The organism is Roseibium sp. MMSF_3412 (assembly GCF_030733265.1).
In the GTDB taxonomy this organism is placed as follows: Bacteria; Pseudomonadota; Alphaproteobacteria; order Rhizobiales; family Stappiaceae; genus Roseibium.
The window spans coordinates 462859-484192 of record NZ_JASHJI010000001.1; the positions used below are offsets into that span (position 1 = coordinate 462859).

General features: G+C 60.3%; 24 protein-coding genes. 6 read left to right on the forward strand and 18 right to left on the reverse strand.

The annotated features are described in order from the left end of the window. Positions 1-5: 5 nt before the first annotated feature. The 7 genes from RBB49_RS02055 to coxB all read right to left on the reverse strand — a co-directional run bounded on the left by RBB49_RS02055 (position 6) and on the right by coxB (position 5865). A complete protein-coding gene (locus RBB49_RS02055; RefSeq protein ID WP_306141346.1) occupies positions 6-398 on the reverse strand; it encodes a DUF983 domain-containing protein in 393 nt (130 codons plus the stop codon). Positions 399-480: 82 nt separating this feature from the next. Further along, positions 481-1359 (reverse strand): cytochrome c oxidase subunit 3, encoded by an 879-nt coding sequence (locus tag RBB49_RS02060; RefSeq protein ID WP_306140995.1) that lies wholly within the window; start codon positions 1357-1359, stop codon positions 481-483. A 48-nt stretch (positions 1360-1407) separates the two neighbouring features. After that, a complete protein-coding gene (locus RBB49_RS02065) occupies positions 1408-1983 on the reverse strand; it encodes a cytochrome c oxidase assembly protein (RefSeq protein ID WP_306140996.1) in 576 nt (191 codons plus the stop codon). A 40-nt stretch (positions 1984-2023) separates the two neighbouring features. After that, positions 2024-2188: a hypothetical protein gene (locus RBB49_RS02070; protein WP_306141364.1), complete on the reverse strand. Its 165-nt coding sequence runs from the start codon at positions 2186-2188 to the stop codon at positions 2024-2026. A 1-nt stretch (position 2189) separates the two neighbouring features. Beyond that, entirely contained in the window at positions 2190-3125 is a 936-nt protein-coding gene (locus RBB49_RS02075) for a heme o synthase (protein ID WP_306140997.1), read from the reverse strand. A gap of 144 nt (positions 3126-3269) precedes the next feature. Next, positions 3270-4865: a cytochrome c oxidase subunit I gene (gene ctaD / locus RBB49_RS02080; protein ID WP_306140998.1), complete on the reverse strand. Its 1596-nt coding sequence runs from the start codon at positions 4863-4865 to the stop codon at positions 3270-3272. Positions 4866-4941: 76 nt separating this feature from the next. Next, positions 4942-5865 carry a cytochrome c oxidase subunit II gene (coxB, locus tag RBB49_RS02085; protein WP_306141347.1) on the reverse strand — a complete coding sequence of 308 codons (924 nt, stop codon included), beginning with the start codon at positions 5863-5865 and terminating at the stop codon, positions 4942-4944. Positions 5866-6482: 617 nt separating this feature from the next. Here coxB and RBB49_RS02090 point away from each other — a divergent pair. Then, entirely contained in the window at positions 6483-6962 is a 480-nt protein-coding gene (locus tag RBB49_RS02090) for an invasion associated locus B family protein (RefSeq protein ID WP_306141348.1), read from the forward strand. Positions 6963-6997: 35 nt separating this feature from the next. Here RBB49_RS02090 and RBB49_RS02095 read toward each other — a convergent pair whose 3' ends face one another. The 3 genes from RBB49_RS02095 to tldD all read right to left on the reverse strand — a co-directional run bounded on the left by RBB49_RS02095 (position 6998) and on the right by tldD (position 11088). Further along, a complete protein-coding gene (locus tag RBB49_RS02095) occupies positions 6998-8800 on the reverse strand; it encodes a monovalent cation:proton antiporter-2 (CPA2) family protein (RefSeq protein WP_306140999.1) in 1803 nt (600 codons plus the stop codon). A 229-nt stretch (positions 8801-9029) separates the two neighbouring features. Continuing rightward, positions 9030-9644 (reverse strand): HAD family phosphatase, encoded by a 615-nt coding sequence (locus RBB49_RS02100; RefSeq protein ID WP_306141000.1) that lies wholly within the window; start codon positions 9642-9644, stop codon positions 9030-9032. Between the two features lie 19 nt (positions 9645-9663). Continuing rightward, positions 9664-11088 carry a metalloprotease TldD gene (gene tldD / locus RBB49_RS02105; protein ID WP_306141001.1) on the reverse strand — a complete coding sequence of 475 codons (1425 nt, stop codon included), beginning with the start codon at positions 11086-11088 and terminating at the stop codon, positions 9664-9666. Between the two features lie 273 nt (positions 11089-11361). Here tldD and RBB49_RS02110 point away from each other — a divergent pair, with 273 nt between their 5' ends. From RBB49_RS02110 to RBB49_RS02120, 3 genes are all read left to right on the forward strand, one after another. Then, entirely contained in the window at positions 11362-11589 is a 228-nt protein-coding gene (locus tag RBB49_RS02110; RefSeq protein WP_306141002.1) for a hypothetical protein, read from the forward strand. After that, entirely contained in the window at positions 11586-11813 is a 228-nt protein-coding gene (locus RBB49_RS02115) for a hypothetical protein (protein WP_306141003.1), read from the forward strand. Before RBB49_RS02110 ends, RBB49_RS02115 begins: the two co-directional genes overlap by 4 nt. A gap of 121 nt (positions 11814-11934) precedes the next feature. Then, a complete protein-coding gene (locus RBB49_RS02120) occupies positions 11935-12147 on the forward strand; it encodes a DUF2093 domain-containing protein (RefSeq protein ID WP_306141004.1) in 213 nt (70 codons plus the stop codon). An 87-nt stretch (positions 12148-12234) separates the two neighbouring features. Here the strand turns inward: RBB49_RS02120 and RBB49_RS02125 are convergent, their stop codons facing one another. From RBB49_RS02125 to RBB49_RS02155, 7 genes are read right to left on the reverse strand one after another with little or no spacing between them, the layout of a single operon-like run. Continuing rightward, positions 12235-12378, reverse strand: coding sequence for a hypothetical protein (locus RBB49_RS02125; protein WP_306141005.1), 144 nt, complete (start codon positions 12376-12378; stop codon positions 12235-12237). A gap of 44 nt (positions 12379-12422) precedes the next feature. Next, a complete protein-coding gene (gene lpxK / locus RBB49_RS02130) occupies positions 12423-13445 on the reverse strand; it encodes a tetraacyldisaccharide 4'-kinase (RefSeq protein ID WP_306141006.1) in 1023 nt (340 codons plus the stop codon). After that, a complete protein-coding gene (locus RBB49_RS02135; RefSeq protein ID WP_336623381.1) occupies positions 13429-14769 on the reverse strand; it encodes a 3-deoxy-D-manno-octulosonic acid transferase in 1341 nt (446 codons plus the stop codon). The genes lpxK and RBB49_RS02135 overlap by 17 nt, the downstream gene beginning before the upstream one ends. Beyond that, complete coding sequence (locus RBB49_RS02140) at positions 14741-15439, reverse strand: lysophospholipid acyltransferase family protein (protein ID WP_306141008.1); 699 nt, start codon at positions 15437-15439, stop codon at positions 14741-14743. The genes RBB49_RS02135 and RBB49_RS02140 overlap by 29 nt, the downstream gene beginning before the upstream one ends. A 26-nt stretch (positions 15440-15465) precedes the next feature. Further along, positions 15466-15705, reverse strand: coding sequence for a DUF4170 domain-containing protein (locus RBB49_RS02145; protein WP_306141009.1), 240 nt, complete (start codon positions 15703-15705; stop codon positions 15466-15468). A 35-nt stretch (positions 15706-15740) separates the two neighbouring features. Continuing rightward, positions 15741-16553 carry a 3'(2'),5'-bisphosphate nucleotidase CysQ gene (locus RBB49_RS02150; RefSeq protein WP_306141010.1) on the reverse strand — a complete coding sequence of 271 codons (813 nt, stop codon included), beginning with the start codon at positions 16551-16553 and terminating at the stop codon, positions 15741-15743. Next, positions 16540-17883 (reverse strand): TldD/PmbA family protein, encoded by a 1344-nt coding sequence (locus RBB49_RS02155; RefSeq protein ID WP_306141011.1) that lies wholly within the window; start codon positions 17881-17883, stop codon positions 16540-16542. Before RBB49_RS02155 ends, RBB49_RS02150 begins: the two co-directional genes overlap by 14 nt. 309 nt (positions 17884-18192) lie before the next feature. Between RBB49_RS02155 and RBB49_RS02160 the strand changes: the two genes are divergently transcribed. Beyond that, positions 18193-18783, forward strand: a complete 591-nt coding sequence (locus RBB49_RS02160; RefSeq protein WP_306141012.1) for a DUF6101 family protein — start codon at positions 18193-18195, stop codon at positions 18781-18783. Between the two features lie 33 nt (positions 18784-18816). On the opposite strand, the gene ubiA is transcribed toward RBB49_RS02160, so the two are convergent. After that, entirely contained in the window at positions 18817-19764 is a 948-nt protein-coding gene (gene ubiA, locus RBB49_RS02165; RefSeq protein WP_306141013.1) for a 4-hydroxybenzoate octaprenyltransferase, read from the reverse strand. A gap of 209 nt (positions 19765-19973) precedes the next feature. Between ubiA and purD the strand changes: the two genes are divergently transcribed. Then, on the forward strand, positions 19974-21257 hold the full coding sequence (gene purD / locus RBB49_RS02170) for a phosphoribosylamine--glycine ligase (protein ID WP_306141014.1): 1284 nt from the start codon (positions 19974-19976) through the stop codon (positions 21255-21257). The last annotated feature ends 77 nt before the right edge of the window (positions 21258-21334 follow it).

The following is a 21334-nucleotide window of genomic DNA, read 5'->3' on the forward strand; positions in this document are numbered from 1 at the left end:
CATAATCAGTCTTCGCCGTTTGTGTCCAACCTGCCTTCTTTGGCCTCGTGCCGGAACTGCAGCGCAATCATCAGCCCCTTCAAGGGACGCAACACGGATGCGGCGAGGATGACCGTAAGCGGCAGCCACAAAAGCAAATGAAGCCAGATGGGCGGTTGAAACGAAAGTTCGACAAAAAGCACCAGACCCACGATCACGAAGCCGACAAGCATGATCACAAAAACAGCCGGACCGTCACCGCTATCCGCGAATGAATAGTCCAATCCGCAGGCGGCGCAGGATTGTTTGACGCTCAGAAAACCGTCGAACAGCCTGCCCTGTCCGCAGCGCGGGCATTTTCCGGACAGCCCTGCCGAAACCGGGTTCACGGACGGAAAGTGAGCTTTGTCTTCCATGATCCCTCTTTCGGCTCCTGAAGCAAAACGCCCGGGCTGTGCGCAGTCCGGGCGTTTCCAATTCAGCAGGTTTAGGTTTACCGGCCTAGTGCGGTGCAGGTGTTCCAGCGCCCCAGATGTAGATGGCGACGAACAGGAACAGCCAGACCACGTCGACGAAGTGCCAGTACCAGGCGGCAGCCTCGAAGCCGAAATGCTTCTCGACCGTGAACTGGCCGGCCAGCGCCCGCAGCAGACACACCAGCAGGAAGATTGTTCCCACGATCACGTGGAAGCCGTGGAAGCCGGTCGCCATGTAGAAGGTTGCGCCGTAGATGTTGCCATCGAATGTAAAGGCGGCATGGCCGTACTCGTATGCCTGAACGATCGTGAACAGGACACCGAGCAGAACGGTCAGAACCAATCCCCATTTCAGGCCTTCGCGGTCATTATGGAGAAGCGCATGGTGCGCCCAGGTCACCGTGGTGCCTGAGCACAGCAGGATCAGCGTGTTCAGGAGCGGCAGATGCCAGGGATCGAATGTCAGGATTCCGTCCGGCGGCCAGTGGCCGCCAGTTGCCTCAACGCGGCTGAACTGGATTGCCTCGCCGGCGAAGAGCGCCGCATCGAAATAGGCCCAGAACCATGCGACGAAGAACATCACTTCGGAGGCGATGAACAGCAGCATGCCGTAACGCAGGTGCAACGACACCACGCGTGTATGATGACCTTCCTGCGATTCCTTGATGGTATCGCTCCACCAGCCATACATGACGTAGAGGACCACCAGCAGGCCCACCGCGAAGAGCATCCAGCTGGTTCCGGCAAGGTTCATGCCGAACAGCGTGAAGTCGTTGCCTCCAGCCGCTTTCATCCAGGCGATTGCACCGATCGCCATGATGAACGCACCGACCGACCCGATGAACGGCCAAGGGCTCGGCTCCACCAGGTGGTAATCGTGGTTCTTGGTATGTGCCTCAGCCATCGGCAAGCTCCCCAAAGACAGTCATTTCATGCGCGCCTTGCGCAAATCTCACAATTTCGTTTCAGCACCGGGTGCTTCGACCCGCGCTGCAACAGGTTGTTCCGGTTCTTCTACCGGGAAGAACGTGTAGGACAAAGTGATTTCCTTCACGTGCTTCAATTCTGGATCCTTGTCCATCTCCGGATCGACAAAGAACACAACAGGCATCTCGACGGTTTCGCCGACTTCCAGCGGTTGTTCCGTAAAGCAGAAACAGTCCAGCTTGTTGAAATAGGCACCGGCAGCCGGCGGCCAGACATTGAAGGTCGAGGTGCCGACCGTGGTCTTGTCGCCAACATTGGTAGCCACATAGGCAAGCTGCGCACTCTCGCCCATTTTCAGGGTAACGGAACGCTGCTCGGGTTTGAATTTCCAGGGCAGCTGGTTGACGTTGCCGTCAAAACGTACCGTGATGGCGCGGTCGATCACCATGTCGCTTTCGCTCTCGGCGATCTGCGGCGTTCCACCGAATCCGGTCACCCGGCAGAAAAGATCGTAAAGCGGCACTGCCGCGTAGGAAGCTCCGATCATCAGGCCGAACATGCCCGCACAGGCATATGCCACCTTGCGGTTGCTTCTAGCCATTCCTTCGTTTCTGTCCTGATCGTTGCTCACGCGCTGTTCCCTAAAGAGCCCTGTCCATGACACTTGGTCCCAACTTCACGATGGTGACCACGTAAAACAAAACCACGAGCGCCAGAAGCGCCAACGCGATCGCAATCGAGCGCGACCTGCGCTTTTTCTGCTGTTCTTCCGTCAGCCGGATCCCCTGATCGTCCTGCGCCATCATCCTAGACCCCCGCAACCAGGCTCTCGCCCAGCAACAGGGCGAACAGCATGAAGAGGTAGAAGATGGAGAATTTGAACAGGCGCACACAGGCCTGCCGCGCGATGTCACCGTCCCGCTTGCGCCAGACATCGGCTGCGAGCGCTACAAACACCGCGCCGAGCAGCGCGGACGCGACACCGTATACCGGGCTGGCATAGCCAAGCAGGTAGGGAGCAACACCGATCGGTGCCAAAAGCACGGAATAGATGAGGATCTGATGCCGTGTGTTGGTTTCGCCCGCCACGACCGGAAGCATCGGCACCCCTGCCGACCGGTAGTCGCCGCTCTTGAACAGCGCCAGGGCCCAGAAATGCGGCGGCGTCCACATGAAGATGATCAGGAAAAGAACGAAGCTTTCGAGGCTGACGCTGCCGGTTACGGACGCCCATCCGATCATCGGAGGGAATGCCCCCGCAGCGCCGCCGATGACAATGTTCTGTGGCGTCGAGCGCTTCAGCCACATCGTGTAGACGACGACATAGAAGAAAATGGTAAAGGCGAGGAACGCTCCGGCAAACCAGTTGACCAGCAGCCCGAGCGTGACAACGGAGCCGATCGACAATGTCATGCCGAACGCAAACGCCTCCTCGCGGGAGATCTTGCCGGCAGGTATCGGTCGCTTCTGCGTCCGCGACATGATTTGGTCGATATCGGCGTCGTACCACATGTTCAGAGCACCGGACGCGCCGGCGCCGATGGCAATGCACAGGATCGCAACAGCGCCCAGGATCGGGTGAACGGACCCCGGCGCGAGCATCAGGCCGACAAACGCCGTGAAGATCACCAGCGACATGACGCGCGGCTTCAGAAGCGCGACGTAGTCACCCACGGATCCCATGCCGCCATCCCAGGCGGTGGTGTCCTGACCCATTGTATCGTGGCGCTCAACGAGCGACATGCGCAAGCCCTTCACATTTCTTACCGGTGCCGCCGAGTGCTCCGGCGGTGCGGACGTTCCGTCCTGACAGTCTTTCAAAGGAGCACCGCGCTGACTGCCAGCGCGGTGCCGATTTCCGATCCGGAGCAAACGCTCCGGACGCCGTTACTTGATCCGCGGCAGCGTTTCGAACTGGTGGTGCGGCGGCGGAGAAGACAACGTCCACTCCAGGGTCGTTGCACCTTCGCCCCACGGATTGTTGCCTACGGCCCGCTTCTTGGCGAATGCTTCGTAGATGCCATACAGGAAGACCAGAACCGCGAATGCGGAAATGTAAGATCCGATGGACGATACGAAGTTCCAGCCGGCCAGCGCATCAGGATAGTCGGCATAGCGGCGCGGCATGCCGTTCAGGCCCAGGAAGTGCTGCGGGAAGAACACCAGGTTCACGCCGATGAAGGTGATCCAGAAGTGTGCCTTGCCGATCGCCTCGTTGTACATGTAGCCGAACATTTTCGGGAACCAGTAATACCAGGCAGCGAAGATCGCGAACACGGCGCCAAGCGACAGCACGTAGTGGAAGTGTGCAACCACGTAATATGTGTCGTGGAACGCGCGGTCGAGACCGGCATTGGCCAGTTGCACCCCGGTGACGCCACCGACGGTGAAGAGGAAAATGAACCCGATCGCCCAGACCATGGGTGTCTTGAATTCGATCGAACCACCCCACATCGTCGCGATCCAGGAGAAAATCTTCACCCCTGTCGGGACGGCGATCACCATGGTGGCGGCGACGAAGTAGGCCTGGGTCTCGGAGGACATGCCGACCGTGTACATGTGGTGCGCCCACACGATGAAGCCGACAACACCGATGGCAACCATGGCATAGGCCATTCCCAGGTAGCCGAAGATCGGCTTGCGCGAGAAGGTCGAGATGATGTGGCTGACAATGCCGAAACCCGGGAGGATGAGGATGTACACTTCCGGATGTCCGAAGAACCAGAACAGGTGCTGGAACAGGATCGGGTCACCGCCACCGGCCGGGTCGAAGAACGTCGTGCCGAAGTTGCGGTCCGTCAGAAGCATCGTGATCGCACCGGCCAGAACCGGCAGCGACAGCAGCAGCAGGAACGCGGTGATCAGCACCGACCAGGCAAACAGCGGCATCTTGTGCAGGGTCATGCCCGGCGCGCGCATGTTGAAGATGGTCGTGATGAAGTTGATCGCGCCCAGAATTGACGAGGCACCGGCAATGTGGAGCGACAGGATCGCGAGATCCATGGCCGGTCCCGGCTGACCGGAGGTCGACAGCGGCGGATAGATCGTCCAGCCGCCACCGACACCGTTCATGTTGCTCGGGCCCTCAACGAAGAGAGACAGCAGGAGCAGGAGGAACGCCGGCGGCAGAAGCCAGAACGAAATGTTGTTCATGCGCGGGAACGCCATGTCAGGCGCACCGATCATGATCGGAACAAAGTAGTTGGCATAGCCGCCGATCATGGCCGGCATGACCATGAAGAAGATCATGATCAGGCCGTGGGCGGTCGTGAACACGTTGAACATGTGCGGGCTGCCGAAGATCTGCATCCCCGGATCCTGCAGTTCCATCCGCATGCCGACGCTGAGTGCGCCACCCACGATCCCGGCAAAGATCGCGAACATGAGATACATCAGACCGATGTCTTTGTGGTTGGTCGAATAGACCCACCGGCGCCATCCATAGGGATGGTCGTGTGCCGCATGTGCTTCGCTCGCAGCCATTTGGGGCTCCCTCTTTAAATTCTCTTGGCGAGGCTGCGTCTTATCGCGCTTCGCCGGTCAACCGATGACCGCCGCGTCAATTCGCGGCGACGGAGATGTCGTCACGCTTGCCTTCAGCAAGCTTCTTTTCTTCGTTGATGGATGCCATCAGCTGCTTGTTGGCCGCTTCGAGGTCGTCCTGCGCAGCGGCGGCCCATGCCTGATACTGCTCCTTGGAAACAACCCTGATCACGATGGGCATGAACGCGTGGTTGACGCCGCAGAGTTCGGAACACTGGCCGTAGTAGACGCCCTCGGTGCGGGCACGGAACCAGGTTTCGTTCAAACGCCCCGGGATCGCATCGATCTTGAGGCCCATGGAGGGCATCGCGAAGCCGTGGATAACATCTTCCGCCGTCACCTGAACGCGGACCGTCGTATCGACCGGAACGACCATTTCAGTGTCGGCAGCAAGAAGGCGCGGCACTTCGGCGAGGGTGACGCCGCGCTCGGCAGCGACAGCTTCCCGGTCCTTCAGTGTCTGTTCCGCGTCGGTCGGATTGCCGATCATGTAACTGTCGAAGTAGAGGTCGCCCATGCCTTCGTCGGTGTATTCGTAGCCCCAGTACCACTTGTAACCGATCGCCTTGACGGTCATTTCGTACTCGGGAATATCAAGCTGCTTGTAGAGCAGCCGGAAAGACGGGATCGCAATCACCACCAGGATCAGGATCGGGATCACGGTCCAGGCCACCTCGATCATGGTGTTGTGCGACGTGCGCGACGGCACCGGATTGGCCTTGGCGCTGTATTTCACGATACAGATCACCAGCAGGGCCAGCACGAAAAGCGTGATCACCGTAATGATCACGAGCGTGAAGGTGTTGAACCAGGTGATGTCGTCCATCACTCCGGAAACCGACTCCTGGAAACCCAGCTGCCAGTTGCTCATTCCGGATTCTGCTGCCAGGGCCGCAGTGGACACCCCTGCAAATGTCGCCGCCATACCGGCCATTGTCATGAGACGCTTGAAGATCGACTTCACGTCCGCGCTCCCTTCCCTCAGCCGCAGCTTTGCGGCGCATGCATACATTCCGAACCCGCGTTTTGGTCCAATCCGGTCGGGCAGTAAAGGGCTTGGCGCAACTTCGCAAGCCTGAATCTGCCTGACCCCTTCATGGAACCACGTCACCCGAACGCCGGAACTATAACCATAAACACCTATCAAGGGCGATGGTTACTGTTTGCCAGAGCGGCGATCTGCCGCATCACACAAGCAACACCCTCGTGCCGCACAAAAAACACAAGAAACGCCACGCTGCAACGGAATTTCCCACTTTTCACACCCGCGTGGCCGCACCATCGTCTTGAGACATATCAAGGACACGCTGATTTTTGACAAAAATTGCCGGTAAACGCCTGCCCTGCCCGCGTGAGACTGGAATCGCGCGCCATCATGCGGCAATGTCTGGCCGGGCCCAAACATGATTCGCCCGGCATCCTGAAATTTGTCAGTGTGCCGCAGCGGAATCTGACAAAGATTGACCGGAGGATTTCTTGTCGACACACACAAAGCCGCCCTCGCTCCCGCGCCGCGACCGGAATACCGGCAAGCGTTTTTCAGCGTTTGGTCTCGTTGTGGCCCTCGTTTTCGGCGGCCTGGTTCAGGGAACCGCGACCGCAAATGCCCAGGGAGAGGTTCGTTCCTCGCACGGTGACTGGCAGATGCGGTGCGACACGCCTCCTGGAGCCTCCAGCGAGCAATGTGCACTCATTCAGAACGTGACGGCTTCGGACCGCGAGAATGTCGGACTTTCGGTCATCGTTCTGAAAACCGCCGACAAACAGGCGAGGATCCTCCGCGTTCTGGCCCCTCTCGGCGTGTTGCTGCCATCCGGCCTCGGGCTGCGGGTCGACAACGCGGATATCGGGCGCGCCGGGTTTGTGCGCTGCCTGCCGAACGGCTGCATTGCCGAAGTCATACTGGAAGACGAGTTGCTGACGAAGCTCAAGGCCGGAGCGCAAGCGACTTTCATCATCTTCCAGACGCCTGAAGAAGGCATCGGCATACCGATATCGCTCAACGGATTTTCAGACGGTTTCGACACCCTGCCTTGAGGCCTTCGGCTGTGAGCGGGCATTGACGCCGCGTGTCAGGCGGTTTCGTTCTGCTCCGCAGGCGCGTCGTGCTTGTCGCCGGCGCGTCTTCGCGGGGTCACCTTGTGAAGCCGGTCCGCACCGGCGAACATCCCCTCCTGCATCTGCACCGCAAGGCGTTCCTGATCCCTGGCGCGCACATCCTCCTCGATCTGATCGATCCGGTCGAGCGGTGTACCGAGCGCTTCAAGCGCCGCGCGTCCGAAGACAACGCTTGATTCGAATGTCTCTCGGATCTGATAGTCGACACCCCGCCTTGTGAGATCCAGAACATGCGCCCGGTCGGTGGCGCGGCAGAAGATCAGGGCGTCGGGGAAGCCGTCGCGGATCTCGTCGATGGCCCTGGCCATGATCTTGTCGTTTTCGATGCACATGGCGACAAGGGCCGCCTTTCCCGCGCCGGCAGCGGCAAGCACGTCTGCGCGCGTCGCGTCGCCGTAATAGACCTTGTAGCCCTGCTTGCGCGCGTAATCGATACGGTCGGGCCGATTGTCGATGGCGGTGATTTCCAGACCCTCGGAGGTCAGGATCTGCGCGACAACCATTCCGAACCGGCCGAAACCGATCACGAGAACAGTCGGAGCCGCCTCTTCAAAGGTTTCGATGGACGGGTTTTCGACGCCCCGCGCCTTGGCCCGTGCTGCAAGGCGATCAAGCGCCAGGCAGGCGAGCGGCGTCAGCAGCATCGTCAGGATGACAATGGCGTTCAGAAGGTTGGCGGTCTGATAGTTCAGCAGACTGTTGCTGACGGCCGCCGTGAACAGCACGAATGCGAACTCACCACCCTGCGGCAGCGTCACGGCGATGCGCATTGCGTCCGAATTCGATGACCCCGTGCCTCTGGACAGGCCCCAGAGAAACAGGCCCTTGAGCCCCATGACCACCGCAACACCGGCCGCGACGATGAGCCAGTTCCCGATCACGAGCGAAAAGTCGAGCGACATGCCGACAGCAACAAAAAACAGGCCCATCAGGAGCGAACGGAACGGTTCGATATCCGCTTCGAGCGTGTGTCTGAAGCTTGATTCCGCCAGCAGCACACCCGCCAGAAAGGCACCCAGCGCCATCGACAGCCCCACCGAATGCATGATCCCGGCGCTGCCAAGCGCCACCAGCAGGGCTGCCGTAAGCATGACCTCCCGCGCCCGGCTGGCGGCCAGAAACAGAAAAATCGGGGATATGAGATAGCGGCCGGTCAGGATCACCGCGGCGACGGCTCCCAGAACGATCAGAACTTCCGTCACGATCTCCGTGGCCGTGGACGGGCCTTCGCCCGGTGCCAGGATCGCGACCATCGCCAGAAGCGGCACGATGGCGATGTCCTGTAGCAGCAGGATACCGAAGGCACGCTGGCCGTAGGGCGACGACAATTGTCCGCGTTCCTGAAGGATCTGAAGGGCAAAGGCGGTTGACGACAAGGCAAGGCCGAACCCGGCGACAAAGGCGGTTGAGAACGGCATCCCGACCAGTCTGGCGACCGCGAACAGGCATGCCCCGGTCAGGACCACCTGTGCGGTTCCCAGTCCGAAAATGTCCCGCTTCATGCGCCAGAGCTTTCGGGGATCGAGTTCCAGACCGATCACGAACAGGAGCAGCACAACGCCCAGCTCGGCGACATGAAGGACATCCTCGCCCGAGCCGAGTAGTTGCAGGCCGTGGGGACCGATCGCCGCACCGGCAGCCAGGTAGCCGACGACAGAGCCAAGGCCGAGCCGTTTGGCAATCGGCACGGCGGCGCAGGTGGCTGCCAGAAACACGATCGCTTCAGCAAAAAACGGAGGTGCGCCCTCTGTTGCCATCCCTACTCCTTACATCGCCCCGGCGTAGACCCCTTGTTCCCCGTCGATCAAATCAGGATTTGATTAGATTTTAGCTAAGATAGAGCAATCAGCTTTGACAAATATTAAAGTTATCGGCCTGGTTGTGCTGATTTTGCAGGCAATCGGCCGGTTCCGCGTTGTTGCGATGAAAGCCCGCCGTCCGCGGCTTTCACGACGCGGGAGTGCCGGTGCAGCAATTTGCGCGGTTTCAGATCAGTTTGTGCCCGTCCAGAAAGCTGACCAGACTGTCACGGGAGGTGAAGACATGACCCGTCAAGCCTGCCTGCTCGGCCCCTGCAACATTGTCTTCGCGGTCATCGACAAAGGCACTTTCAGCCGTTGAGTATCCGTATCTTGAACAGATCCGCCGGAAAACAAGCGGGTCGGGTTTCCTGGCCCCGAACTCGGCGGAAACATGCGCTTTGTCGCCAAAAATCTCAACAACCTCCGGCGCGCAGATCGGCAAGGCCGACTTGAGCAGCATGCCGTTGTTGGTCAGGAGCGCAAGGTCGGTTCTCTTTCCAAGACCACGCACCAGATCGAGAACATCCGGTCTTGGACGCATCATCTGCCGCCGGATATCCGCCCAGGTGGCGAAATCAATGGGATAGCCGAGCAGCCGTGCATATTGGGCGAGATAGGCTTCCGGCGTTGCCGGCGAACCGGCCTCTGCCCGGCCCTCATGCGCTCCGCCCCAGACCGCGGCGTCGATTTCAGCAGCGGGGCGGCCGGTCAGCTTCTCAAGAAGGGCGAGGCGCAACTGGTGATCATAGTCATAGAGCACCTCGTCCATATCAAAGATGACGAACCTGATCTGTGGCATTTTCGATCCAGAACTCCGGTCAGACCGCAGTCCCGCCGATCGTCATTTCATTGATGCGCATGGAGGGCTGACCGACACCGACCGGCACGCCCTGCCCCTGCTTGCCGCAGGTTCCCATGCCGGGATCGAGTTTCATGTCGTTGCCGATCATGGCGACCCGGGTCAGTGCATCGGGACCATTGCCGATCAACATCGCTCCCTTGACCGGAGCGCCGACCTTGCCGTTTTCAACACGGTAGGCCTCGGTGCAGGAAAACACGAACTTGCCGGAGGTGATGTCGACCTGGCCGCCGCCGAACGAGACAGCGTAGATGCCGTCCTTGACCGACTGGAGAATTTCTTCCGGATCCTTGTCGCCGGACATCATCACAGTGTTGGTCATGCGCGGCATCGGGATGTGGGCAAAGGACTGACGGCGACCGTTGCCCGTCGGTTCCATGCCCATCAGGCGCGCGTTCTGGCGGTCCTGCATGTAACCGGTGAGGATGCCGTCCTCGATCAGGACAGTCCGACTTGCAGGCGTGCCCTCGTCATCCACGCTCAGCGAGCCTCGCCGGTCGGGGATGGTTCCATCGTCCACGATCGTGACCCCGGGAGACGCGACGCGCTCTCCCATGAGCCCGGCAAAAGCCGAGGTTTTCTTGCGGTTGAAGTCGCCCTCCAGGCCATGGCCGACGGCTTCGTGCAGCAGAATTCCGGGCCATCCCGGGCCAAGCACGACATCAAAGGAACCGGCAGGCGCCGGAACGGCTTCGAGGTTTACGAGCGCTTGGCGCAGTGCCTCGTCGACACCGCCCTGCCAGTTTTCAGCCGTGATGAAGCGCTCGAAGCCCTCGCGGCCACCGCAGCCGAACATGCCGCTTTCCTGACGCTCGTCGTTTCCGGCAACCACGGAAATGGACAATCGCACCATCGGGCGCACATCGCGAACGAGGTGTCCGTCGGCGCGCAGGATCTCCACCACCTGCCAGGACCCGGCAAGCGAGGCGGTCACCTGGCGGACGCGCGGATCTTTTGCTCTTGCATAGGCGTCGATCTCCTGCAGGAGCTTGACCTTTTCCTCAAAATCCGGGCCGCCAAGCGGGTTGGCATCGGTGTAGAGCGACTGGTTTGTTCGCGCCGGTGCTGCCGCATAGCTGCCGGAATACCCTTTCTTGACGGCGCTCACCGCATCGGCAGCGCGCTTCAGGGCCGCTTCGGAAATGTCACCCGCATGTGCATAACCGGCCGCTTCGCCGGCCACGGCCCTCAGGCCAAAGCCTTGCGCGGTATCGTAATTTGCGCCTTTCAGCCGGCCATTGTCGAAAACCAGCCCTTCGGTTTGGCGGTATTCAACAAACAGTTCCCCGTCGTCCGCTCCGGACAGCGCCTCCTGAGTGATTTTTTTGGCGGCGTCCAGACCAAGGCCTGACGTTTCGATGAGATCGGTTGTTGAAAGGGTCATCTACGTATCCTGTTTCTGCCCGCATTCCGCCGGGCCGGTCCGCGCCGGACGGCAGACCGTTTTCCTGTTTCATCAGAACATAGGGGCTATGCGACCGTTTTTCACATGAAAAGCTGGAAAATCCGCTTGAGCAGAATTTAACCTGAGTGTAATACTCCGCTTTAAACCGTTGCCGCTCAGGCCGCGACGCAGCCAAGCGCGCCAAGTGACCCAGCCAATCCACTGAAATCCAACTGAAATCCGCAGCCGAGGCGTGCGGAGCAAGGATTGCTCATGTCCAAATTCTTCATGACACCAGCCGGACGTTCGATAAATGCGTTTCACGATCTGGCCGCGCAACGCGGTGACGGGCTTCACCCGGCGCTTCTGGAAGCACTGTCGAAAAGCGGGTCTGTTGCCGGACCGCCTGCCAGGAGAAATCAGCACACGGACAACGTCATACGCGGCAGCTTCGGTTCTCAAAGCGGCCCCGCGCCGGTCGAGCGGAAAGCCGCAAAATGAACGCCATACTTGTCGCCATGCATCTGGTTGCCTGTCAGCCGGATCTTCTGATCTGCCAGGACATGTCCGTGAAAACCAAACGCTGGACGAGCATCGAGACCTGCCGCAAGGACCGGGATGCCGAAATGTTCCGCGTCAAGCAGGGATTGCCGGACCGGGCGGTCGTGATGTCGCGCTGCCGGTATCTCATTGGCCGGGACCGCCGGTCCACACCGGCTTTCTAGATCTTTTTCCGGTCACTCCTGAAAAGATTCCGGTTCGTTTATTCCGGCGATGGCTTGCCGCAAAGCCTCGAACTGCCGTAAAAGACGAATGGAAACGCAACCAGACAAATTATCGCCGACCATGAACCGATACGAAAACCCACGCATTCCGAGTGAAGCCCGCGTCCGATATCTGGATGGAGACTATCAGGTGGAGACGCCGGGAACTTTCGTGCGTTGCGCGGTCACCGGCGCGGCCATTCCGCTGGATGAGCTCAAATACTGGTCGGTCGAGCATCAGGAGGCCTACGTTGACGCGAAGGCGTCGATGAAACGCTACCTGGAAAACCGCTAGGGTACGGACCCATAAATGACGCCGATTTGGCGGCAGAAATGGCAAAATCTCGCGAGGAAGCGTGCGCAGAGCGGGCGTTATGCCCGGTCAAGCACGGTGACGCTGCGAGGTGAAGCCATTTTGCCGTCCTTCGGATTTGGCCGTTTTGGCCATCTGCTGCGTCGCGAAAGGCTTGAAAATGAAGTACATTTCCTGCGCTTTCGCTCCTTGCAGTTGGTCAAAACGATCCAAACCAAATTGACTTCATTTATGAGTCCGTACCTTAGCCTTTTCGACTATCCGTCAAAGGATCTTGCACGGAGTTTTTCCCGGACAAGTGCGACCAAGCGATCCGGGTCATCGATTTTCATCGCCACGTCCAGCACCTGTGTCTTTGCGGCCAGCCATCGAAACATTTCCGTGTCCCTGGAAACAAAACGCATTGCGTCCTTGCGCGTTGTGACCAGTTGCATGCCCTGATCCTCCGCCTCCGTCAACAACGCACGCGCATCTGCGTCCGTGTAGAGGTGATGATCGGCGAATGCCCGGGTTTCCCGAACCGTGCAGCCCATTTCCTTCAGTGACCTGAAAAACTTCTGCGGGCGTCCGATGCCGGCAAAGGCGAACAGGGGCTGGCCGAGAAGCGCTTCGTTCGGCTGCGGCTGAACATGCGCATGCAGGATCGGCAGGCCTTTTCGTCCCGCAAGGTGGACGGCCTCACCGGCCTCATCGCCCTCGCCAATCAGCACGAGGCAATCGGCCTTCACGATCTGTACCTGAGGCGGAGCGCGCAAGGGACCGGCAGGCAGGCACAAGCCGTTGCCAAAACCGGTGCTGCAGTCGACCAGAACCAGATTCAGGTCCTTCGCCAGGGACGGGTTCTGAAAGCCGTCATCCATGATGAGGATGTCTATCGGCTGTTCCTCGCAAAGGCGGGCACCTGCCGGCCTGTCTGAGGAAATGACCGTCGGCGCATGCGCCGCCAGAAGCAGCGCTTCATCGCCGACTTCTTCCGCATCATGTGTTTGCGGGTCGACAAGAAGCGGGCCCCTGGTACGGCCGCCATAACCTCTCAGAAGAAAACCGGGGGTAAGGCCGTCGGCCCGCAAAACGCGCGCCAGTTCGATCGCAAACGGTGTCTTGCCGGTACCGCCGACAACAAAGTTGCCGACGCATATTACCGGCAGACGGCTTCTCGCCTTCGGCTTCCGGTGCATTCTGCGCCCCGTCAGACGGCCATAGAGCCAGGCGGCGGGCTTCAGAAGATACGCGGGCGGCGGCAAGGTCCGTTGCCACCAGAAGTCAGGTGCTCTTTTCATCTTCCGGTTCCGCACGCTGTCCGTTGCCTGTTCTGCTCAAAACGTCTTTCAGCAGCGCCTGGGTTTTGGCCAGGGCACCGCGTCCCTCCTCGACGAGCGACCGGGCCGTTTCAGTTTGCGCGCGGACCCTGGCCGCATCTTTAAGAAGCGCTCCGACCTCAGCGGCAAGATCTGCCGGATCGCCGACGCGGATCGCCGCTCCCCTGTTCCAGAAATCCTTGTAGACCCCACGCGCGTTGGCAACCTTCGGCCCGGTGATCAGCGCAGACCCGGCCAAGGCGGCTTCAACCGGATTGTGGCCACCAACGTCAACAAAGGATCCGCCCAGAAACGTAACCGGCGCAAGCCGGTAAAACAGCCCCATTTCGCCCAACGTATCGCCGAGGAAGACGTCGGTCCCGGGGTCCACGGGGTCGGCAGAACTGCGCGCGGCGAGGTTCAGGCCGCGCTCACCGGCCGCCTGGGCTATCTCCGGGGCTCTCGCCGGGTGCCTTGGAACAAGGACAAGCAGCAGGTCAGGATACTCCTGGCGGAGCCGGTCATGGGCCTCAAACACGATCTCATCTTCGCCCGGGTGCGTGAGCGCCGCCAGCCATATTGCGCGGTCTCCGATCTGGGACTTCAGCACGGACAGCGCCGTCTCATCAAGCACGGGTTCCGGGGCATCAAACTTCAGGTTGCCGGGGACTTCGACGTTTTTGCATCCCATGGACAGGAACCGGTCCGCATCCGCCCTGCTTTGCGCGAAAACAGCGTCAAGGCAGCCGAAAATATAGCGCGACGTCTCCGGAATGCGGGACCAGTTCCGCCGGGAGCCGTCGGAAAGCCTGCCGTTCAGGAGCACGAATGGTATCTCGCGGCTTTTCATTTCATCGAAAAGGCAGGGCCATATTTCCGATTCAACCACCATCGCCAGGTCCGGTGACCAGTGATCGAGAAACGTTCTGAACGGTTCTGGAGCGTCATAGGGCACGAACTGGTGAAAGGCCCCATCGGGCAGGCGTTTGTCAGCGAGTTCCGACGCGGTTACGGTCACGGTCGTCAGAAGGACGTTGTGCCCTTCCCCTGTCAGGACTTCTATCAGCGGAAGGATCGACATGGTTTCGCCGACGCTGGCGGCATGCATCCATATCAAAGTTCCCCCTGGACGCGAACGCCCGCTTGTTCCGAAACGCTCAGCTTTTCGGGCGGGGATTTCCTTGGAGGAGCGGCTTCGGAGTGCAAACAGCACATGAAACAGTGGTGAAACGCCTTGAGCAGCGGCCCGGTAAAGACTGAGCAGAAGTGGGCGTTTTTCAGCCATCCGACCTACCGACCAGTTCATAGGCACGCCTTGTGGCTGCGTTCAGGCCGTTTTCAACATCTAGGCGATAGCCCTCAAGCGCGTCTTCTTCCGTTTCCGCGGGTACCCAGATCAATTCACCAACGGCAATGCTGCCGCGGCCGAAGGGCAGATTTATGCTGGCCTTGTCCCAGGTGTCGAGCTCGATGCTCCGGCTCGTCGCAACGGCAACCGGCAGGATGGGGCGCCCTGAATGCTTGGCAAGTTGCACAATGCCTTCACCGGCCTTGCGCGACGGCCCCTTGGGGACGTCGGCTGTCATGGCGATGCTGAAACCGTCCCTCAACGATCTGACGGCCTCGATGAACCCCCGCATGCCACCGCGTTTCTTGATCTGGCGCGCGTTGCGCCCGCCGGACGCCCTGATCAGTCCCAGGCCGAGCTTGCTCGCGGCAATCGCGTTCACTTCCCCGTCCGCCGACCGGGAGATCATGACTTTTGCGGGCCAGTGCTGCGGCTTTGCGAAAGGCACCATGAAATGTTGTCCGTGCCACATTGCAACGATCACCGGGAGCTGTTTCTCGGTTTCATCGTGCACACCTTCAGGTTCTATCACGAACCGGTTGGTGTGATAGACCAGTTTCAGCCAAGCGGCCATTAGCGAGCCGACGGTAGCCAGTACCCAGGGATGGCGGCCAAGGCGTTTGATCATTCTGTTATCGCCTGATGAGTTCGTTGCTATGCCGTCGTGTCCGGATCAAGGAGACGGTGCATATGCACGATGAAATACCGCATGTGAGCATTGTCGACCGTTGCCTGCGCCTTGGCTTTCCAGGCCTTGTAGGCTTCCGCATAATTCGGGTAGATGCCCACGATGTCCAGCTCGTCCAGATCCCGGAAAGTCAGCCCTTCAGGGGATTCCAGTTCCCCCCCGAAGACCAGGTGCAGAAGCTGTTTCGGGGTGTCGGTCTCGCTCATGAGCATCCTCGTTCAATTCGTGAAGCAGCAGCCCCCTAGCGGAGAATGTCTCCAAGCACTGCGCGCACAGGTCCTATAAGCCCGCTCGATGCCGCGATCAATGCCGGGTGGCCCGTCCGTGCACGATTGTAGGTCAAAACCCTGCCGTCCACGTCCGTCAGCGCGCCGCCGGCTTCCTGAACCACGAGATCGGCGGCTGCCAGGTCCCAGTCGCTCGGGCCGCCACGTGCCGTGCCGACGTCGATGCGCCCATCCGCAACCACCACAAGACGATAGGCAAGCGAGCGGAGGATTTCCGTTTTCTGAAATCCGGCTGCCAGCACATCCGTGTTCGACACAATGGAATGAGGGCCGGTCAATGTCGCTCCGGGAACCTCAAGCCGGTTGGAAACCGAGATCGGCTGACCGTTGCGAAACGCACCACCCCCGGCGCACGCCGTGAACATCTCCTCCCGGATGGGACAGAAAACGGCCCCGGCAACCGGACGCCCGTCTTCAACGACCGCAACCGAAATCGTCCATTCGTCGCCGCCGGACAGAAAAGCCCGTGTCCCGTCAATCGGGTCAACGATGAAAACACGACGGCAGTTCAGTCTTGCCCGGTCGTCGGCGGTTTCCTCGGACAGCCACCCGTAGCCCGGCCGCGCCGACAAAAGGCGGTCGGCAAGAAACCTGTCAACGGCTATGTCCGCTTCGGAAACGGGAGACTTGTTCCCCTTGAACCAGGTTTCCAGACCCTGGCCGAAGTAACTGAGCGCCAGTTCTCCGCCCTGCCGCGCAGCGGCTTCCAACAGATCGAGGTCGGATGCCGGTGCGCGCTCGCGGTTATCGAGTTCAGCTTCCGGCAAGCGCCATTCCTTCGATCATCACGGACGGGGTTGCCGCGGAGTAGCGATTGTCGAGATCGCTGCCGGGTACAAGCCGCTTGAACATGTCATTGAGATTGCCCGCAATCGTGATTTCACTGACAGGTTCAACGATTTCACCGTTTTCGAACCAGAAACCCGCTGCCCCACGCGAATAGTCGCCGGTGACGCCGTTGACACCGTGGCCGATAAGATCGGAGACCAGAAGACCGCTTCCGGCCTCTGACATCAGGTCTTCCAGCGACTTCTCACCGGGCATCAGGGTCACGTTGGTAGCGCCCGGCGACGTGCCGCTGCCGCCCCGGTGGGCCCGGCCATTGGGAGACAGTCCAAGCTCACGCGCCGATGCGCCGTCAAGAAACCAGTGCTGCAGGACGCCATCTTCGATCATGTTGAGCACGGAGGCGGCCGTTCCCTCTCCATCGAACGGGCGTGTTGCGGCACCGCGCCGCTTGAACGGATCGTCCACCACCTGAATGCCCGGCGCAAAGACCGCTTCGCCCATGCGATCCTTCAGGAAGCTGGTCTTGCGCGCGATCGAGGCACCGTTGATGGCACCGGTCAGGTGGCCAAGGATGCTGCGCGCGGCACGGGATTCATAAATCACGTTGGTTGTCCGCGTGGAGAGTTTTTGCGGATTCAGACGGCGGACCGCCCGCTCTCCGGCCCTTCGCCCAATGTCCGCAGGCCTGTCGAGGTCCTCGAAATAGGTCCGGCTGTCGAAGTCGTAGTCGCGTTCCATTCCGGTCCCTTCGCCCGACACCGCCGTCATCGACATGCCATAGCGCGAAGTCATGTAGGCACCCTGGAAACCGTGGCTTGTCGCCAGCACGACGCCGGCAAGGCGCCAGGAAGCGCCTGCCCCGCCGGATTTGCTGACACCTGGCACCGCCAGTCCCGCGGCTTCGGCTTCAAGCGCGATCTCGGTAAGCGCGTCCGCGGTCATCTCCTTGCTGTCAAGAAGCTCCAGTTCCGGCATCTTTCTGACAAGCAGGGCCTCCTCGGCGAGGCCCGCATATGGATCTTCCGGTGCGACCCGCGCCATGGCAACGGCACGTTCGGCCAGCGTAGCGGGATCATCCAGCTGATTGGCGGAGACGGCTGCGGTCTTCCTGCCGACAAAGACGCGCAAGGTGACGTCATCGCCCTCGGCGCGCTCGGTCTCTTCAACCTTGCCTTCGCGGACATCAACTGAAAGGGAGACGCCCGTCACGGCAACGGCATCGCAGGAATCCGCACCGGCTTTCCGGGCCGCTTCGACGAGACGCACGGCACGCGACTGCAATTCGCTCTGATCAATCATTTCCGACATTCATTCCGCCTTGATGTGACTGTTGCGGACGCAACGCTTCGGCTGTTGTTTACGCCCAGCGCCGTGGCTCCGCAACAATTTGAGGACACTGCAATACATAGGGGCGTTGACAGCGCATTGAACCGCCTTTGGAAATTCGGCTTCGACCCAATTCGGTCACAGGCATGAACAGATCGTTTCCGACCCGCTTACATTCCGGTAACCCTCTTTGAAATCACAGTTTTTTAACTCTATCTCTTAAGTGGTTCACGACTTTTCTCAGATAGCTTTCACCGCATCAAGAGACCAAAAGGTCCGACGGAGAGTCATTTGAGACGTCAAACAGAACAACAGGTGCCGGCGGCAACCGGGAATGATGCAGAAACACAACTGCACCCCGGTTGCCTACCGGTCCAATTCTCGCAAAGACTCGAATCCCGCCCCGGAACGCCCTCTCTTCCTGCCGACATTCTTCTTGATCAGACGCGGGTCGTTTACAAGCGGCGCGTTGCCGGCGTGCCCGTCAACGTGGTCGTGCCGGTCAGTGGCTTCGACGGCGTCATGGTGCGTATCGTTCCCGGCCAAACGGCCGACAGCATCGTCACGGCCCTGATCCTCAAGCACCCCGACAGCGCGTTGTCGATCACGCTTGCGGAAACAGAGCATTCCGACGAACTTGCGATCCTGTGGAGCCGCTGGGCGCACACCCTGAAGCTGCCCATGCTGGTCTGCGATCTTGGTGGTGACGTCAAACCGATCGATGCCTACAGCGCAACGTCATCGGACCAGCCTGCGCCGCGCCGCAAGCTGCGCCTGCTGACCGGACGCCGCCCGCGTTTCCTCAACAAACGGTCGACAGGCAGAAAAGACGGCGCTAGCGCCAATTTCGCGCATGAACGCGAAATCATCGCCCGCAGCTGATCACAGTACCGGTCCGCCTTTCCGGTTGGCGTCCTAAAGCGCCGAGCCGATCAGCGCGTCGGCAACAAACCCGGCAAAAACAATCCACCCGTAGGTGCTGTTGGAGCGAAACAGCTTCAGGCACTGGTCGCCGTCGTCAATATTGAGAACGATCACCTGCCACATCAGGTGGATCGCGCCAGCCAGGATACCGGCGAACGCAGCCGGGCCCGCATCCGCAAAGGCTGCCGCAAGACCGAATAGCACCGTTGCAAGCGCATAGAGAACGATGAGTGCGGGCTTCGTGTGCGATCCGAACAGCCGTGCGGTGGACCGCACCCCTACCAGCGCATCGTCTTCCTTGTCCTGATGCGCATAGATCGTGTCATAGCCGATCGTCCAGCAGATACCGCCGAAATAGAGCAGGAGCGGGGTCAGGGCGAGCGATCCGAATTCAGCGGCCCAGCCCATCAGTGCCCCCCACGAAAACGCAAACCCCAGAAAAAGCTGCGGCCAATCGGTGACGCGCTTCATGAACGGGTAGATGGCGACCGGTACGAGCGAAGCTATCCCGAGCGCGATCGAGAACATGTTGAACTGAATCAGAACGAGGAAACCCAGCAGGGCCTGCGCGATCAGGAAAATCCTGGCCTGTGTCTTGGTGACCTGCCCGGCTGGGATCGGGCGCGAACGTGTCCGCTCCACCTTGGCATCGATATCGACGTCTACAATGTCGTTGTAGGTGCAGCCGGCACCGCGCATGGCAACCGCGCCGACGAAAAAGAGCACAAGGTGCCAGACATTCGGAATGGCATTTCCCGCCGCAACAGCGGCAAGCGCCGCCGACCACCAGCACGGCCATAGCAGCAGCCACCAGCCGATCGGGCGTTCCCATCTGGCGAGCCGGGCGTAAGGACGCATTCCGGCCGGCAGTTTCGTGTCGACCCAGTGCTGCTTGACCGCATCCGCAACCGGCCCGGTGTCTCTGGTGGAGAAAAACATGGTCTGCCCTTTTCGAATTCGGATCTTCTACCGAATTTCACACCGGATTACATCTCGCAAATGGTCACAGCCTGTTCAACGACGCGGGTGCTCGCCTGCGTCCCGACGAGTTTGCGGCAGCCGATGCTCCGTGATAGACCGCGACTTCAGAGGGTCGACTCAGATCAAACCGGTCGGCCCGTTGGTCCGTTTGAAGAGATCCGCTTGACATGAAACTCCTGCTTATCGGCTCCGGCGGCCGCGAACATTCCTTGGCATGGGCGCTTGCCAAATCCCCGAAACTGACAAAGCTCTTCGCCGCTCCCGGCAATGCCGGGATTGCCGATCTGGCAGACATCGTGCAACTCGACGTCACGGATCACAAGGCTGTCGTTGACTTCTGCAAATCGCATGCGGTCGACCTTGTCGTGATCGGTCCCGAAGCTCCTCTTGTGGCCGGTCTCGTCGACGATCTCGAAGCTGCAGGTATCAAGTCCTTCGGCCCGACGAAGGCCGCCGCGCAACTGGAAGGATCAAAGGCATTCACCAAGGGGGTTTGCGACGAGGCGTCCATTCCCACCGCCGCCTATGGCCGCTTCACCAACCGGGAAGACGCACTCGCCTACCTTCGGGAGAAAGGCGCACCGATTGTCGTAAAGGCAGACGGTCTCGCGGCCGGTAAGGGCGTTGTCGTCGCCATGACACCGGCCGAGGCTGAAGACGCCGTAAAAGCCTGTTTCGACGGGTCTTTCGGTGACGCGGGTGCGGAAGTTGTCATCGAGGAATTTCTCGAGGGCGAGGAAGCCAGCTTTTTCGTCCTTTCCGACGGGGTGAACGCACTGCCGCTCGCGACCGCACAGGACCACAAGCGCGCCCTTGACGGTGACCAAGGCCCCAACACGGGCGGAATGGGTGCCTATTCGCCGGCTCCGGTCATGACGCAGGACCTTGTCGACCGGGTGATGGCGGAAATCGTCACACCAACGATCGGAACCCTTGCCGCGCGTGGCACCCCTTTCAAGGGCGTGCTTTATGCCGGCCTCATGATCACCGGCGACGGTCCCAAGCTGATTGAATACAACACGCGTTTCGGTGACCCGGAATGCCAGGTACTGGTCATGCGCCTTAAGAGCGACCTTCTGGACCTCCTTCTGGACAGCGTTGAAGGACGTCTTGCCAGCGCGCGCGCCGAGTGGCACGACGACGCAGCGCTGTGCGTTGTCATGGCGGCAAACGGTTATCCTGCGGCCTACAAGAAAGGCACGGAAATACGCGGGCTGGAGCAAATGGGATCGGACAGCCTGCAGGTGTTTCACGCCGGAACGAAACGCGACAATGGATCGCTGCTCGCCAACGGCGGCCGGGTCCTGAACGTGACGGCGCTCGGAAACTCGGTCGCGGACGCCAAGGCACAGGCCTACGATGCGATCGGGAACATTGACTGGCCGGACGGATATTGCAGAAGCGATATCGGATGGCGCGCAATTGCGCGTGAGGCAAAGGAGCAGGCCTGACGCATTCCGGCCCGGCCTCCGTGTGCTCAAGGGCCGGACACAGTGGTGACAGGGACATTGCAGCGCCTGCGCGCGGC

Coding starts and splice junctions, on each gene's coding strand:
- RBB49_RS02060 (WP_306140995.1), bottom strand. CDS start 1,359: ATGGCTGAGGCACATACCAAGAACCACGATTACCACCTGGTGGAGCCG.
- RBB49_RS02065 (WP_306140996.1), bottom strand. CDS start 1,983: ATGGCTAGAAGCAACCGCAAGGTGGCATATGCCTGTGCGGGCATGTTC.
- RBB49_RS02070 (WP_306141364.1), bottom strand. CDS start 2,188: ATGATGGCGCAGGACGATCAGGGGATCCGGCTGACGGAAGAACAGCAG.
- RBB49_RS02075 (WP_306140997.1), bottom strand. CDS start 3,125: ATGTCGCTCGTTGAGCGCCACGATACAATGGGTCAGGACACCACCGCC.
- ctaD (WP_306140998.1), bottom strand. CDS start 4,865: ATGGCTGCGAGCGAAGCACATGCGGCACACGACCATCCCTATGGATGG.
- coxB (WP_306141347.1), bottom strand. CDS start 5,865: ATGACAATGGCCGGTATGGCGGCGACATTTGCAGGGGTGTCCACTGCG.
- RBB49_RS02095 (WP_306140999.1), bottom strand. CDS start 8,800: ATGGCAACAGAGGGCGCACCTCCGTTTTTTGCTGAAGCGATCGTGTTT.
- RBB49_RS02100 (WP_306141000.1), bottom strand. CDS start 9,644: ATGCCACAGATCAGGTTCGTCATCTTTGATATGGACGAGGTGCTCTAT.
- tldD (WP_306141001.1), bottom strand. CDS start 11,088: ATGACCCTTTCAACAACCGATCTCATCGAAACGTCAGGCCTTGGTCTG.
- RBB49_RS02110 (WP_306141002.1), top strand. CDS start 11,362: ATGTCCAAATTCTTCATGACACCAGCCGGACGTTCGATAAATGCGTTT.
- RBB49_RS02115 (WP_306141003.1), top strand. CDS start 11,586: ATGAACGCCATACTTGTCGCCATGCATCTGGTTGCCTGTCAGCCGGAT.
- RBB49_RS02120 (WP_306141004.1), top strand. CDS start 11,935: ATGAACCGATACGAAAACCCACGCATTCCGAGTGAAGCCCGCGTCCGA.
- lpxK (WP_306141006.1), bottom strand. CDS start 13,445: ATGAAAAGAGCACCTGACTTCTGGTGGCAACGGACCTTGCCGCCGCCC.
- RBB49_RS02135 (WP_336623381.1), bottom strand. CDS start 14,769: ATGAACTGGTCGGTAGGTCGGATGGCTGAAAAACGCCCACTTCTGCTC.
- RBB49_RS02140 (WP_306141008.1), bottom strand. CDS start 15,439: ATGATCAAACGCCTTGGCCGCCATCCCTGGGTACTGGCTACCGTCGGC.
- RBB49_RS02145 (WP_306141009.1), bottom strand. CDS start 15,705: ATGAGCGAGACCGACACCCCGAAACAGCTTCTGCACCTGGTCTTCGGG.
- RBB49_RS02155 (WP_306141011.1), bottom strand. CDS start 17,883: ATGTCGGAAATGATTGATCAGAGCGAATTGCAGTCGCGTGCCGTGCGT.
- ubiA (WP_306141013.1), bottom strand. CDS start 19,764: ATGTTTTTCTCCACCAGAGACACCGGGCCGGTTGCGGATGCGGTCAAG.
- purD (WP_306141014.1), top strand. CDS start 19,974: ATGAAACTCCTGCTTATCGGCTCCGGCGGCCGCGAACATTCCTTGGCA.